Source organism: Streptomyces sp. NPDC007905, assembly GCF_042959345.1.
Lineage (GTDB): Bacteria > Actinomycetota > Actinomycetes > Streptomycetales > Streptomycetaceae > Streptomyces.
Map to the genome: position 1 here is coordinate 16,148 of NZ_JBIBKS010000045.1, position 15,210 is coordinate 31,357.

General features: G+C 70.6%; 9 protein-coding genes and 2 pseudogenes. 6 read left to right on the forward strand and 5 right to left on the reverse strand.

Translation table 11 applies throughout. The features are described from left to right. Positions 1 to 211 precede the first annotated feature (211 nt). From ACFZDC_RS40275 to ACFZDC_RS40290, 4 genes and pseudogenes are all read right to left on the reverse strand, one after another. Positions 212 to 769 carry a GNAT family N-acetyltransferase gene (locus tag ACFZDC_RS40275; RefSeq protein ID WP_391331849.1) on the reverse strand — a complete coding sequence of 186 codons (558 nt, stop codon included), beginning with the start codon at positions 767 to 769 and terminating at the stop codon, positions 212 to 214. 4 nt (positions 770 to 773) lie between these two features. Further along, positions 774 to 1,382 (reverse strand): Fe-Mn family superoxide dismutase, encoded by a 609-nt coding sequence (locus ACFZDC_RS40280; protein WP_391331851.1) that lies wholly within the window; start codon positions 1,380 to 1,382, stop codon positions 774 to 776. Positions 1,383 to 1,596: 214 nt separating this feature from the next. Continuing rightward, complete coding sequence (locus ACFZDC_RS40285; protein WP_391331863.1) at positions 1,597 to 1,755, reverse strand: hypothetical protein; 159 nt, start codon at positions 1,753 to 1,755, stop codon at positions 1,597 to 1,599. 64 nt (positions 1,756 to 1,819) lie between these two features. Beyond that, positions 1,820 to 2,059: pseudogene (locus tag ACFZDC_RS40290) on the reverse strand (transcriptional repressor); the annotation flags it as partial. Positions 2,060 to 2,212: 153 nt separating this feature from the next. Between ACFZDC_RS40290 and ACFZDC_RS40295 the strand changes: the two are divergent. Together ACFZDC_RS40295 and ACFZDC_RS40300 are read left to right on the forward strand one after the other, a co-directional pair. Then, positions 2,213 to 3,286 (forward strand): HoxN/HupN/NixA family nickel/cobalt transporter, encoded by a 1,074-nt coding sequence (locus tag ACFZDC_RS40295; protein ID WP_391331862.1) that lies wholly within the window; start codon positions 2,213 to 2,215, stop codon positions 3,284 to 3,286. A gap of 145 nt (positions 3,287 to 3,431) precedes the next feature. Continuing rightward, on the forward strand, positions 3,432 to 3,575 hold the full coding sequence (locus ACFZDC_RS40300; protein ID WP_391331853.1) for an ATP-dependent DNA ligase: 144 nt from the start codon (positions 3,432 to 3,434) through the stop codon (positions 3,573 to 3,575). Between the two features lie 296 nt (positions 3,576 to 3,871). On the opposite strand, the pseudogene ACFZDC_RS40305 reads toward ACFZDC_RS40300, so the two are convergent. After that, positions 3,872 to 4,107: pseudogene (locus ACFZDC_RS40305) on the reverse strand (hypothetical protein). Positions 4,108 to 4,269: 162 nt separating this feature from the next. On the opposite strand from ACFZDC_RS40305, the gene ACFZDC_RS40310 reads away from it, so the two are divergent. Genes ACFZDC_RS40310 through ACFZDC_RS40325 form a run of 4 tightly spaced genes read left to right on the forward strand, consistent with a single transcriptional unit; the run spans position 4,270 to position 14,595 of the window. Continuing rightward, the gene (locus tag ACFZDC_RS40310; protein ID WP_391331855.1) at positions 4,270 to 6,228 is read left to right on the forward strand and encodes a trypsin-like peptidase domain-containing protein; all 1,959 of its coding nucleotides are present in this window, start codon (positions 4,270 to 4,272) and stop codon (positions 6,226 to 6,228) included. A 60-nt stretch (positions 6,229 to 6,288) separates the two neighbouring features. Further along, entirely contained in the window at positions 6,289 to 7,293 is a 1,005-nt protein-coding gene (locus ACFZDC_RS40315) for an AAA family ATPase (protein ID WP_391331856.1), read from the forward strand. Between the two features lie 11 nt (positions 7,294 to 7,304). Then, positions 7,305 to 10,808, forward strand: coding sequence for an SAV_2336 N-terminal domain-related protein (locus ACFZDC_RS40320; protein WP_391331858.1), 3,504 nt, complete (start codon positions 7,305 to 7,307; stop codon positions 10,806 to 10,808). Beyond that, positions 10,801 to 14,595: a tetratricopeptide repeat protein gene (locus tag ACFZDC_RS40325; protein WP_391331860.1), complete on the forward strand. Its 3,795-nt coding sequence runs from the start codon at positions 10,801 to 10,803 to the stop codon at positions 14,593 to 14,595. The genes ACFZDC_RS40320 and ACFZDC_RS40325 overlap by 8 nt, the downstream gene beginning before the upstream one ends. The last annotated feature ends 615 nt before the right edge of the window (positions 14,596 to 15,210 follow it).

The window sequence follows — 15,210 nt, forward strand, 5'->3', positions numbered from 1 at the left end:
ATCTCGTCCCTGCCGCCGAAACACCGCCCCTACACCTGACCAGCGGAAACGCGCCCGGGACTCTCGGAAAGACAACGGCTTCTAACCCGGCAGCGCAGCCGACCAGAGGACCGAGAGCGTCACTCGCAACTTCTCTGTCGAGTTCAGCGTGGGAGCGTTGCCGCGAGGTCTGACTTCAGCGGCGGGCAGGAGTCTTCCGGGTCTGATCCCTTTACCAGGGGCGGTGCATGAGAATCCGGGTTCGACTATCTGGCAGGCGCAGAAGTTTGGCTGTGCGCCAGCCGCGTGCCCGGTACAGAGCGAGGGCGGGTGCGGCGTGAGGGTGGGTGAGCAGCCAGCGGGGCCCGGGCGGTGCAGTGGTGAGGAGGGCGTCGTGGAGTGCGGCTCCGATGCCGTGGCCGCAGGCGCTGGGCGTGACGGCGAGTTCGCGCAGTTCGAAAGGGAGCCTGCTTACGGGTGGCTGGTCGGCCAGGGCGGCGAGATGGCAGGCGGGGCGCCCGTAGGCGAAGCCGACGAGGTGGCCTGCGGCGTCGTCGGCCAGGAGCAGACGGAATCCGGGCTGGTGGCCATCAATGGTGAGGCGGTTGATCATGCGGGCGATGTCGGCCGGGGCCGCGTGCCAGGGGCGGGGAGTGAAGGTGGAGTGCGCGAGCCGGATGAGTGCGTCGAGGTGCGGGGCGAGGCGGGCCGGGGTGATCCGGCGGAGACGTATGGCACCGTGCGGGCCGGGAAGCCACCAGGCGTCCCGGCCCTCCGACGACGTGGTCACGTGGTCAGGCGCCGACGGCCGCGGCGTAGCGGGCGGCGACGTCTTCCCAGTTGACCAGGTCCCACAGCTTGGTGACGTAGTCGGGGCGGACGTTCTTGTACTGCAGGTAGTAGGCGTGCTCCCAGGCGTCGAAGACCAGCAGCGGGGTGGTGCCCTGGCCGACGTTGCCGTGGTGGTCGTAGACCTGCTCGACGACCAGGCGTTTACCGAGGGGCTCCCAGGCCAGGACGCCCCAGCCGGAGCCCTGGACGGAGGAGGTGGCGACGGTGAGCTGCTTCTTGAACTGCTCGAAGCCGCCGAGGTGTTGGTCGATGGCGTCGGCCAGCGCCCCGTCGGGGCGGTCGCCGCCGTCGGGGGAGAGGTTCTGCCAGAAGATCGAGTGCAGGACGTGGCCGGAGAGGTTGAAGGCGTAGGTCTTCTCCAGGCCGACCAGGCTGGTGGGGGTGATCTGGTCCTTGTCCCGGGCCTCGGCGATCTGCTCCAGGGTGTCGTTGGCGCCCTTGACGTAGGCAGCGTGGTGCTTGGCGTGGTGCAGCTCCAGGATCTGCCCGGTGATGGCCGGCTCCAGCGCGGCGTAGTCGTACGGCAGGTCGGGAAGCGTGTAGGTGCCCATCAGGCACGTCCCCTTTCCGTGTGGGTGATCGTCCGGGACAGCCTATGCCTCTATTGCGAAGAGCTTGCAACAACTACAGCAATGCATCAGCATGACCTCAGCGGGGTCGGCCCGTCAGCTTTCGGAAACGCGGCTCCTCAGTGCTGCTTCCTTCCCGGAAGGTGATCGTCTTCTCACCCGGCACCCGCCGGACCCGGCCGGCCCCGCCACCGCATCACGCCTGACAGCTCGGGCACAGCCCGCTCAGCACCAGGCCTTCCGGACGGAAGGACATAGCGCCCGCCGCGGCCTGCATGGCCTCGGCCACCGCGGGGGCGGGAATCTGGTCGACGACCCCGCAGCCGGTGCACACCGCGTGGTGGTGCGGCTCCACCGCCAGCCCGTAACTCGCCTGCGCCGTCCCCGCCAGCTGATGGACCAGGCCGAGCTTCGGCCAGGCGTTCCAGGGTCCGGTACACGGTCGACACGTCCAGGTGGCCGCCCGCCTCGCTGATCCGGCGGTGGATCTGCGCCGCGCCCAGGTGACCGCCGTCCTCGGCCAGCACCTGAAGCACGGACAGGCGCGCCGATGGGCAGCGCACGCCCCGCGCCCGCAGGTGTTCGCGGCAGCTCTCTCGCAGGTCTGTGGCGGTGCGGATCACGAAATGCGCCTCCTTGCGTACGGGCGGCCAGCGCACCCCTAATGCGACCGTATTGCAACAACCATGTACACGCGTCTAGGCTCCGCGTCGCCCTCGATCAAAGGAAGACCGCCCATGGCCAGCCCCACCGGCTCCACCACCACGACCCCTGCCACCTCCGGACGACCCTGGCAGCGGATATCCCGGTCAATGACCCGAGCCGAATGGGGCCGTCTGGCAGGCCTGGCCGCCTTCATCACCGCCCTGCACGTCATCGGCTGGTTCACGCTGGTGGTGATCGTCGCACCCGAGCACTACAGTCTGGGCACCAAGACGTTCGGCATCGGCATCGGCATCACCGCCTACACCCTGGGCATGCGGCACGCCTTCGACGCCGACCACATCGCCGCCATCGACAACACCACCCGGAAGCTGATGAACGAAGGTCAGCGCCCGCTGTCGGTGGGCTTCTGGTTCTCCCTCGGCCACTCCACCATCGTCTTCGTGCTCGCGTTCCTGCTCTCCCTCGGCGTCAAGGAACTGGCCGGGCCCGTCGAGAACGACAACTCCGAGCTGCACAGCATCACCGGCTGGATCGGCACGACGGTCTCCGGGACCTTCCTGTACGTCATCGCGATCATCAACCTGGTGATCATGGCGGGCATCTGGAAGGTCTTCCGGCAGATGCGCACCGGCCACTTCGACGAAGCCGCCCTGGAGGAACAGCTCAACAACCGCGGCTTCATGAACCGCCTCCTCGGCCGCGTCATGAAGTCGATCACCAAGCCTTGGCAGATGTACCCGCTCGGCTTGCTGTTCGGCCTCGGCTTCGACACCGCCACCGAGATCGCCCTGCTGGTCCTCGCCGGATCCGGCGCCGCCTCCGGCCTGCCCTGGTACGCGATCCTCTGCCTGCCGGTCCTCTTCGCGGCCGGCATGTCCCTGCTTGACACCATCGACGGCTCGTTCATGAACTTCGCCTACGGCTGGGCCTTCTCCAAGCCCGTCCGCAAGGTCTACTACAACCTCACCATCACCGGCCTGTCCGTCGCCGTCGCCCTCATCATCGGCACCGTCGAACTCCTCGGCCTGATCGCCGAGAAGGCCGACCTGCATGGCGCCTTCTGGGACTGGATCGCCGGTCTTGACCTCAACATCATCGGCTACGTCATCGTCGGCCTGTTCTTCGCGACCTGGGTCATCGCCCTCGCCGTATGGAAGTTCGGCCGCATCGAGGAGAAGTGGACCGCCGGGCTACGTCCCAGCGAGCAGCAGGCCGAGTAAAGAAGCGAAAACCGCTGCTTCCCGGACCCCGGCAGTCCCGCCGGGGTCCGGTCGTCTACTTGCCCCCCGACTGTCAGCTCAACACGCAGAACTTGACAGAGAATCCGCCGGGTGGGGCAGCCGGGAGACGCTGACCGTCACGCTGGTGGAACCGGAACTGGTGGTGGAAGTCGGCGTCGACGTCGCCCGTGACGCCTCCGGCCGGTGGCGCCACCCCGCGCACCTGCACCGTGCCCGCCCCGACCTCTCCCCCGCCGACGTCGCCCGTTGGACGTCGCCGCCGCACTGACGGCGGCACGGGCGCGGCGGCCCCGGCGACGCGCAACCGGATGAGCGCGCCCCGATCCCCGGCAGCGACCGCGCCGCCCATCCCGCCCGTCCCTTACTCCTTCACTCCAGCCAAGGGACATGGGCAGAGCGGCCGCAACGGGGATGTCAGCGGGCCGACCACGGCAAACCGCGTGGTGACCTGCGCGGACACGGGACGGTCCTGCGGGCCGCGCAACATCTAGCGCAACCCTTGGCGCAACATCCAGGGCAACAGATAGTCGCAACCTCGTGCTCCTGGTCGACCGGGGCGAGCGGTCACGCGGCCCGGGCGGCTCCGTGGGTGCGGGTGAGGTGGCGCAGCTCGGAGCGTGCCGCCGGCACCGGGGGACGGTTTCCCAGTAGGGGTGCCACCACAGCCGTACGGACAGGCGCAGCAGGCGGCGGCGCAGGGAGGTGGTGTCGCGGGGGCGGGGTGCGGCGAGTGCTTGGTAGGTGGCGTTCCAGGCGGCTTGCGTCTGCACTAGGTCGTCGGGGAAGTCGGTCACGTCCATACCAGCATTAGATCGCTTGTTCGAGTTCTCCGCGCCGCCGGACCGGGCAGTGTCACGGAGTGGCCCGTTCGTCTCCCAAGGCTTCCAATTGGTCGGTAACCTCGGCGCAACTGCCACACGCGATACGGACCGGTACGTAGGAGCGGAGGCCACGAGGAGCCGATGACCGACGTGGAGACCGGTCTGAGATCCCTGATGCACGAGGCCACGGTGCGGCTGCGGTCCGCCGACGGCGACGTGTGGGGTTCCGGTTTCTTCGTCGCGCCGGGCTGGGTCTTGACCTGCGCGCACGTTCTCTCCCCCCACCTGTGGCGCGATACCGGCGTGCCCTTCCAAGTCCAGGGGGACGGCCTTGCGGGCGGCAGGCCGTGCGAGGCACGGCTGGAAGCCTGGCTGCTGGAGGAGAAGCCGGATTCGCACCGTCTCATCCCGCCGGAGCAGGACCTGGCCTTGGTCCGAGTGGACGATCCGCCGTCGCACACGGCGGTCTGGCTCAGTGACCGTCCCCCCACCTTTGCCCGGCCCGTCCTCGTCGGCGGTTACGCCCACCGCGCGGACGGCCGCACCGAGCACTGGGAGGGGTCCTTCCAGCTCATCGGCAGCACGGGACGGTACGGGCTGCGCGGAGACGGGGCGCTGGCGACGGGGGTCTCTGGAGGACCGGTATTCGACACCGCTACCGGCGCCGTGGTGGGAGTCGTCGCCAGGGCCCGTCGCGGTGACAGCGCCGCCCTCCTGGTCAGTACCGCGGCGCTGCACGACCTGGGCCCCCTCGGCCTGCGCGTCCTCGCCGACCACGACCGGTGGCACGCCAGATCCGTCCCCGATGCGACCGACGGCTGGGCCACCCTGCAACGGCAATTAGTCACCGGCCTTGCCATCACCGGTGACCAGTGGAGCCCCGACGACCGTCGCACGGCGCTGGCCCTGCTGTCCGCCCTCCCTCCTCCCGAAGGGGCACGGCCGGTCGCCGACATCCTCCTGGCAACCCTGGGAGACGCACCCGCCGGCATGACATGGCTACCGCCGAGGACCTGGCGTGAAGGCCACGGCATGCTCTACGGCCACGACCCCACGCCCGCAGCCGTGTTCCTCCGCTATCTGCGCCTGGTGGTGCTCTACACCCGGCACGCGAACCCGCAGGATGCGGACGCATTCCGGCTGGACTCCTGGATCAGGGAACGGCTGACGCAGGTGGCGCCCACACTGCGAGCGCTCGTCACCGACGCGTCCCTGCCTTCCTCGCTCGCGCAGCCGCGTACGACACCGCACACGGCGACCCCGTTCCCGGCTCGGGGCGACGGTCATCCTGTCGTCACCGTGGAACTGGAGCCCCTGCACTACGCGATGCCGCCGCGGTTCTACTGGCGCATCGCGGTGGACCAGGGGGACGGGGAATTGATCACGCTGGAGGAGGAGTGCGTGGGTGGGGGTGTGCGCGAGGCCGACGTGGTTCGCCGGCTGGCGCAGCCTTTGGCGGACGCCTTCAGCAGAGCTGATCTGCCGGGCCTGCCGGCGCCGTTGGAAGTCGCCCTGCCTCCGGACTACTTCGACCTCGAAGTGCACCTGTGGCGGGCACACGACGCCGTGCACCCTGCGCGGTCACGGCCCGTGGGTGAACAACGCAGCGTGGTGCTGCGGGATCTGAGCCGGCGCTCGGGCCGGATGGTACGGGTTCGTGAACGGTGGGAGGCACTGCAGAATGCCGGTTCCTTGACCGCAGTGCCGGTCGAGCAAATCGGACGTGGTCCGGACGAGTGGTGGCAGCGGACCGGGCCCGGCAGCGTACCCGTGTTCGCCCGGCCGGCGGCCCGGGGCCCGGCGGGTGCGGGAACCAGGCGCCGGGAGCTCGCGGCGGTCCTCGAAGCCGGTTTTCCGGTCGCACTGTGGAGCACCAGGAGGCGCGCGGAGGAACAAAGCGACGACGAGCAGGTCCGCGGCGCTGTCAGCCTTCTCGGCGAGATTCACACGATTCGTGAACTACCGGACAGCATAAGGAGATTGCGCTACGGCAGAGCAGAGACGCGACCGGAAGGGGGCTGGGCGCAACACATGGCGTTGTTCTTCGACGACCCCCATCGTCCGCTGCCGAGTGAGGACTTTGAACTTGACGCCCCCTAGCAGGTGCGGGGCATACCCGCGCCCACCCGTCCCGCCGCAGCCGAGCGAGGAGCACCCACCATGGACGAATGGCTGATCTATCAGGGCACTGGGGAGCCCGATCCCGACCGTATGGCGCTCCTGCCTGCAGCCCCCGAGTGGCGGCGCTTCGATGGTGAGGGCTCCTACGACGTGCCCCCGGTCGACTCCACCACCCTGCGGCGGCTCGGCGGCCTGGACGCCGGCACGCCGCCCGTCCACCGCGACCACACCGTGAACATGGTCAACGCCGCGCTCTACCTGCGCCGGCCGCTGCTCGTCACCGGACAGCCGGGCACGGGCAAGTCGACCCTTGCCCACGCGGTGGCGTACGAGCTGGGGCTCGGCCGCGTGCTGCAGTGGTCCATCGTCAGCCGCACGAGCCTCAAGGACGGCCTCTACCAGTACGACGCACTCGGCCGGCTCCAGGACTCCCAGCTCGCCTCAGGCGACGGGAAGCCGACCGACGACATCGGCCGGTATATCCGGCTCGGCCCGCTCGGCACGGCCTTGATCGCCGCGGACCGGCCGCGCCCCCTGCTCATCGACGAGCTCGACAAGAGTGACATCGATCTGCCCAACGATCTGCTGCACGTGCTGGAGGACGGAGAGTTCACCATCCCGGAGCTAGAGCGGATCGCCGACCGGCAGCCCGAGGTCACGGTCCTCACCGATGACGGGGGGCGGGTGGTGGTGAAGGAAGGGCGGGTGCGCTGCCGAGCCTTTCCGTTCATCGTCATCACGAGCAACGGCGAGCGGGACTTCCCGCCCGCCTTGCAGCGCCGGTGTCTGGCGCTGGAGCTGTCCCCGCCGAACTCCGAGCAGATCGCCGCTCTGGTCCAGGCGCATTTCGGCCGTGGGGAGGATGCACGGCACGGGGAGCTAATCCAGCGGTTCCTCGACGGCGACGACACGGGAGGGGCCAGGCCGGCCGATCAGTTGCTCAACGCAATCTTTTTGGTCAATGGGCCCGCGGGTGCTGACGCGCTTCGGCGCGGTGAACTGCTTGAGATGCTCATGAGGCCGATCGATCCGCGGCACGGGTGACCGGAGGAGCCATGGCAGACGAGGGATCCCGGAAGTCCACCGGGACCCGTGCCGGACGCAAGGAGCGGCGCGGGCGTCCCGAGCCGTCCGGGACCGGCGCTGCGGAGGGACGTCTCGCGACGCTGATCGCCGCCCTGCGTGCGCAGGGCGGCGACGTGCGGGCGGAGGACGTGGCCGATGCCCTCTGGCTGGCGAGAGTTGTCCCCGCCCTGCCCGAGGCTGGCGTGGCTCCGTCCCCAGACGGACCCGCGGCGTCCCGGGAGCCTGGCGCTGCGGACCGAGCCGACGAAACCCCGTCCCCCGCGGCCGGCCGACCAGCCGGTTCGCCGTCCGCTGGGCAGCCCGGCACGGGGCGTGCGTCCCTGGCGATGCCCGGCGAAGACCGCGGTGCCGACCCGTCCGGCCATGCGGCGGACGCCCGGACGGCCATCCGCGTCCCTGCGGCGGGCACGCTGCCGGACGCGCAGTCGCTGATCCGCGCACTGCGCCCGCTTCGGCGCGGGCACCTGCCGGACACCAGTGCTGTGCGCGTCCTCGACGAGAGCGCCACCGTCGACCGCACCGCCGAATCCCGCCTCCTGCTTCCCGTGTTGCGTGCACCGCGACGGCGCACGTACCGGATGGTGCTGCTCATGGACGTCTCGTCCTCGAACGCCGTCTGGCAGAACACGTTCGAGGATTTACGGCAGATCTCCGAGAGGGCCGGCGCGTTCAGCGACGTCTTCTGCCACTACATTCACGAAGACCACCACGGGCGGCCGGCGCTCACCCACGCGTTCGAATCGGGCGCGGGATGGGAACGAGTCGTCCCTCCCACCCGGCTCATGGACGCCAGCCGACGCTGTCTCGTCCTGATCCTCAGCGACTGCGCAGGACCCCTGTGGCGCAGCGGCCAGATGCAACGGCTCGTGCACCTTCTGGCGAGCGGCGGTCCGGTGGCCGTCATGCAGCCACTGCCCCAGCGGATGTGGACCCGCACCCACCTGCCAGCCGAACCGGGCATGTTGAGTCGCCTTCCGGGACCCGCCGGCAAGATCGGCTTCCGCACCTTCAAAGCGCCCCATCACGACCGGCAGCCGCCTGCCAGCCTGCTCCCCGTGCCGGTCCTCGCGCCGCACGCCGAACCCCTGGAGGTGTGGGCGCGGCTGGTCGCCGACACCGCAGGCTTCTCGGCGCCGGGGGCGGCCGCCCTGGTACGGGCCGACCACCCGGGGATGGTCGGGCCACCGCCCGCCGAGATCCCGCTCGCGGCTGCCGAGCGGTTACGACGATTTCGCCGCACGGCCTCGCCGTCAGCCCTACAGCTGACCGCCTTCCTCTCCGCAGCGCCGTTGGTGCTGCCGGTGATGCAACTCGTGCAACGTGCCATGCTTCCCTCAACAGGCCCCGAGGCCATGGCCGAGGTCCTGCTCAGCGGACTGCTCCAGCGCGTGGACCAACCGCCGTCCCCAGGTGCTCTGCGCTTCGAATACCACTCAGACGTGCGCGAGGAACTCCTGCGAACGCTGGACCGCGACGTGGCCGCGCTGGTGCTCAAGCACGTCTCCCACTACGTGGAACGGCACTACGGACGCAGAACGCGCAACTTCCCCGCCCTCGCGTCGGCCGCCCTCGCCGACAGCATTGCGCCCGAGCATGTCTACACCCTCGGCGCCCGGGGAGTACCGACAGCGGACGGGACCGACCACATGGTCGCGCCGCCCGAGGAGTTCGCCCATGTCTCCGCGCAGGTGGTACGGCACTTCACCGGTGTCTCCGTGCCGGCCACGGCAAGTACAGCCCCCGCGGGCCGCATCCCGGCGTCCGTGCTCGCCGACCGGGCCCGCGACCACATCGACGACTTCCGCCGCCTCGGTGCCATGCGCCACCTGGACGCCGCCCTGCGCGAGCTACGCGACGCCGTCCGGGCCGAGTCCGATCCCACCGTGCGAGCCGACTACCACGCAGAACTCGCCGAGATCCTCCTGACCCGGTGGTCGATCCAGCCGATCGCGGAGCACCTGCGCGAGGCGTTGTACGCCGCCCAGGAAGCCGTGCCCCTGGTTCCTTCCGCTTCCGTGGCCCTTGCGCGTGTCCTGGAGCTGATGGCCGACGAGGCAGTGGCCGGTCGGCTCTCCCGGCAACTGCTGCCGCCGTGGGTACTGGCCCTGCTGGAGGCCCAACGCGCGGGCCCGCGTGAGACCTCGGACGAGGGCCCCCGGATCGCGGCCGCCCTGCTCGCCGCGGCCGTCGGGCACCTTCCCGGTCCCGGCCCGCGCGTCAGGGCAGATGACGAGTTGGCCCGGCGGCAGATCCTGACCTGCATCAGGCTGCTGCGCCGACTCGCCGTCGATGGGGCGCCCTATGCCAGGGAGCGCCCTGCCGTGTGGTGCACGATGCAGCTGGGGAAGGCTCTGCGCATCGCCGACGGTCTGGCGCAGGCCGGTAACCAGGACGGCGTCCGACTCGCGCGAGGCCTGGTGCTCTTCGACCTCGCTCGCCACCACGGCCCTCCCGGACTCCTGCCCACCGGCCTGGACGAGGACATGCGCCCGGACCTCGACGCATCTCGCGTCTACGCCGCCCGTGCGGTCGAAGACTTGGGCGCCGCCGCGCGGGAGCCCTCCTGGCAGTCGCTCACCGTGGAGGACCGCTGCCGCGCGCTCTTGGACCACGCCCAGGCCGTCCTCCTGGCCCGTCCGGGCCGAGACGACGCGGCCCTGACCGAGAGCCTGGGCCTGCTCGAGCAGGCCTGCCTGCTCGCCGAGGGGCCCTCGGGGACGCTCCTGCCCGCCCGCTCCCGGCTGCTCGTGGAGTCCCGACTGCTCCGTGCCCGCTTCCTCACCGACTGGTGCGAAGGCAGCGAGGACGGCCGCCAGGATCGCGAGGACGAGGCGATCGAGGCCTGGACGGCCGTGCTGGCGTTGCTGGCTGGCAACGACGCGCGGCTGTCCGCCGCCTGGTTCGTGCTGGGAAGACTGCTCACCGTGCGCGGCACCCGCCGCGGGACGGTGGGCGACTGCACGGCCGCCGTGCACCTGCTGCGCCGCGCGGTACAGACGTGCCCGCACGACGACGCCGAGGCGACGAGACGGCGCCTGCAATTGGCGCGCAGCGTCCTGGCGTGCGCCGACCAGCCCGACCCAGGCACCCTGAGCGAGGCCGACGCCGTCGTGCGCAGCGCGCCGACGGGCACGGTGCCGCCGTTCCTGGCGGCAGAAGCGTGGATGCTGCGCGGGGACATCGCCGCCCTCGCGAGCAGGCACGGGGATGCGGCCCACTGCTACGGCATCGCTGCCGAGCGGGCCTGGCTCGCGGGACCCTCACGCCAGTGGTTCAACGCAGCCCTGGCCAAGGCGGACGCCCTCGAGAGCGGCAGCGACGCCTCCTCCGCGCTGCCTGCCTACGAGCGACTGCAGACGACGCTGAAGGACGCACCGGCCGACATCTGCCCACCGTACGAGGCGGACCGAATCGCTCGCGCGGTGGACAGACTCCGCTCGGCAGGTGCGGGAGACGGGGACCACGATGCCTGAGGACCAACCGGAGCCCACGGACGGGCCACAGGAAGAGAGCGAGGGTGAAGCGGCGACGCAAGCAGGCAGTGCTCAGGACCGCAGCGAAGACGTCGAACCTGCAATCAGCGCGCAGAGCGAGGACGCGGAGCAGGGGGAACTCCTGCCGGCGGGCACAGGACAGGACGCGAACGTGCCCGCCAACGTCCATCCGACGGCATGGGAATTGGCCCGCGTCCTGCGCCCCCTCTTCGACGCCCTGGGCACGACCATGACCGCGTACGGCGTGAAACGGCACCTCCATAAATCCACCGTGTCCCGCTACCTGAACGGCGTGCAGGTGCCACCGGTCGACTTCGTGGAAAACCTGTTCATCGACTACGTAGGCGCCACACAGGCCTCCCCGGCACGTCAGCTGCGGGGGCACGTCATGCGGCTGCAGAGCGAGGCGATGCGCGCCACCAACCCCCAGGGATGGCAAATCCAGGACCTCCGGGCGAAGTGGAGCGCGGCCGAGGGCCGCAGGGAACGGGCCGAGCAAGAGGCACTGAGGATCCAGCAGGACCTCGACGAGGCCTGCGAACGCCTCGCACGGTCTCAGCTCGACCACGACACGCTGCGCGAAGAGGCAATCCGACTCGCACTCGCCCAGGACCAACTCCTGCGCAAAGTGGATGCGCTGGAGAGTGAACGGCGAGCGGCCGAGCAGCGGACCGCAGACTACGAGGCTCAGTGCCACACCCTGGCGCAGCGACTGGAAGCCGCTGAGAGGGCGGAGGAACGCGCGATCGCGGACCGGGAGGCCGCGGTCGAGGACAGCCGCCGGCAAGCGGAACGGCAGGCGCGCCGCGAGCTCACGGGCACCGCACGGCCAGGCTCCGGGGCGCCCGGCGAAGACCGACGCCGTCATGTGCTGTTCGCCGGCCCGGACGCTCCGTGGGCCGCCTGGCTGTGCGGCTGGCTTGCCGAGCCCACAACCGCCGTATCCGCCGAGCCGCTCTCCGCGCTGCCCGGGGAGAGCACCGTGGAACTTCTCCAAGCACGCCTGCACACAGCCGACCTTCTCCTGGTGCTCAGCAGCCGCCTGCACGAGCTGGCCCGGTACACGCCCGCGGAATGGTCCGCGGCATTCCGCCTGATCGGCGAGCGGCACCCGGGCCGACTGACCGTCGTCATCCCGGACCACACGACCTGTGAAGCCCACGCCGGCGTGAGCATCGCCGAGCTGGGCGGCGCGAGCGCGAGCGAGGCGGACCGGATCCTGCGCCGTGCGCTGGGACGGCCCGAGTCGCCGACGCCCCCCGCGCCGGTCCAGGCGCTGCCGACCAGTCACCCTGGCACCTGGGGGCGGGTCCCGCGCCGCGACGAGCGGTTCACCGGTCGCGACACACTGCTGTGGACCATCCACCAAGAACTTACGGCAGACGCATTCCCACCAGCTACGCCCCCGCCCGCAGCGCACCCGATCCACTCCCCCGCGCCCCTGGGCGAGGCCGCCGTTTTGCCCGAAGGTCCGACGGACCCCGCCGGAGACGACGTGGACGGCGCCGAGCACCCGCCTGCCTCGACCGTCCGGGCCCTCGTCGGCATGCCCGGCGTCGGTAAGACGGCGGTGGCCGCCGAGTACGCCCATCGATTCAGCGGGCTCTACGACGTGGTCTGGTGGGTGGATGCGAGTTCCCAGGACACCGTGCGCTCGGCACTCGCCCAGCTCGCCGAGGAACTCGCCGCCCCCCGCGGAGAACCCGGGGCCGAGCTGGACGCCCTGTACACCGCGCTGCGCTCCCCCAGCCGGCACGATGGCGGCCGACGCATACTGCTGGTCTTCGACGGCGCCGAGGACCCCTCGGCACTGGCACCGATGCTGCCCGGCCACGCCGTCCGCATCCTGATCACCACACAGAACCGCGCCTGGGAGCGCTACGCCGCCGATCTGATCAACGTGCCCTGTTTCACCTGGTCGGAGAGCCTGGCCTGCGTGACCCGCTTCGACCCCAGGCGCGGCCTGCACGGAGACCGAGCCCTCGCCCAAGCGGTAGGCGACCACCCGGGAGCCCTGGTGCGGGCCATGACGGAGCACTGCCCGGGAGACGAGGTGCGCCTGCCTACGCTGGCAGAGGCGATGGGCCGACTGCACACCCACGCACCCCAGGCGCGGCTGCTGCTGCGGATGAGCGACTGCTTCGCCCAGGGCGCAATTCCCCTCCGGTGGCTGCAGCCCCTGCCCACCCCGGACGGCACAGCTTGGGAGGCCACCGCACACGCGCTGGCGGAGGCCTCGTTGGCCCACGTCGACGACACGGCCACCGTGCACGTGCATCCCCTCGTGCGCAGGACGGCAGTGCGCGGCGCCTACGACGACCACCTGCACCAGGCCTCGGTCCTCGCCGTGGACGCGCTGACCCGGGCCGACCCGCAACTACCGGAGACCCCCGCTCAGTGGCCGCGGTACGCCGCACTCCTGCCACACCTCGAAACCTCCGGAGCATTGGACAGCAACGCCCCGGCCGCCCGCCGTCTCGTCAGCAACTGCCTCGCCTACTGTCGCTGGTCGGGCGATCGGCAGGGGATCCACCTGGCGACACGCGCCGCCGCGGGGCGTGCCGCGCTCGATGGGCCCAAAGAACCGGACCACGAGCTGCTCGCCATGCGAGTGCGTCTGCTGCACGAGGCCGGCCGGATCCGGCAGGCTGGGGAACTACTCGCGCAGACGGACGTGCGGAAGGAAGATCCGCAGGCGAGCCGTCACCTCGTCGCCGCCAAGACCGCCGCCCTGCTCGGCGCCGGCCGTTACGCGGAGGCAGACGGACATGCACGTGCCGCCTACCAGGACCAGCTCACCGCATCGGGCGCAGACGCGCCGGGCACCATCCAGGCCCGCGCCCTGCTGACGGAGTGCGCCCGCGCTCTCGGCCACTGGGAGCGGTCCCTGGAACTGGGCACGGAAGTACTGACGCAGTACCGCAAGGTCATGCCCTGGGCATTACAGGCCCTCTACGCCCGCAGCCGCCACGCCCTGGACCTGCGGCTGCTGGGCCGCTACACGGAAGCCGAGGACGAGCAGACCGCCGCCCTGCGCGGCCTCATCCCGCTACTCGGGCCCCTGCACCCCCAAACGATCGCCGCACAATACGAGTTGGCCATGTGCCGATGGCACGCCGGGCATCCGAACGACGCCGCCTCTCAACTCGACCGCTTACGCCGAATCGTGCTGCGTCTACCCGACGCGAGCCCACTGACCCTGCAGGTGCTGGCCGCCTACTCGTGGGTTGCCCGCCACACCACGCAGGGCGACCCCGCCGACATCAGCGGCCGCCAGGCCCTGGACGGCTACCGGGCGATGCTCCCCGATGGACACCCGCAGCTGCTCGGCCTCGCGGCCAACGCGGCGCTGACCGCAGCTGGCTCCCACCTGGAGCAGGCCCGCTCCGCCCTCGAACACAGCTGGCGAGAACTGCGCACGAAGCTCGGCCCGGCACATCCATGGGTCTTGGGCCTCGCCCTCACCCTCTCCGGGAGCCGGTGTGCCGACGGCGATGGGGACGGCGCAGCCGAGCTGAGCGGCACAGCCCAGGGGAAGGCCGCCACCGCGCTCGGCACCCGCCATCCGGTCACCCTGCTGCTGACGGTCGCACACGCCGCCGATCTGCGGTCCCTCGGTCGGATCGAGCGCGCGGACGAGCTCGACAGCCTCGCCCGCCGAGAGCTCGGTCGGCATCACGCGGGCCACCCCCAGACCCAAGCCGTGACGCAAGGCAGGCGCCCGGTCTGGGAGTTCGAACCCCTACCCCTGCACGGACTGCCGTGACCTGCCCAGCTCCGTCGCGGGCGACAGCCGCCTCTCAGGACGGCCACACGACGTCCAGCAACTTCGCCACCAGGGCGCGCACCGCCCCCGACAGGGCGGCCGCGGCCAGCACCACCCGCGGGTTCCTTCGGTCTTGTTCACGGTCACGGTTCATCCCGACCTCCCCAGCCTACTCCCGGTCTTCCGCCGAGATGAGACCACCCTCCCGACTCCTAGGCCGTTGCCGAAGGCCCAACACGTTGCGGCTCTGGCTCAACACGCCCTTACTCACGTCGATTTCAGTGTTGCCGGCTAGCGACAGCCTCGTCCCAAAGCCGTGGTCGACGGCGCGCAGGAAGGGCAAACCGCTTCGCGGCGTCCCCCGACCATCCGGTACACCTGTCGTCGCGGACGGCGGCGTTGCGCTTGATCCACTGGATCCATATAGGAGTCTGGTGCACGATCGGGTGACATCTTGACGTGCCCCACGGTTTGGGTTCCAGCTGCGGTGGCTACTGACCTTTTCGGGTTGCCTTCGGGTGGTGACGTTGGGTGATCCCTGCGGTATGCCGGTGGTATGCGGTACGCGGATGGTGGGGGCCTGACTGCTGAGTGGCGGGCTGCGCGTGAGGAGAT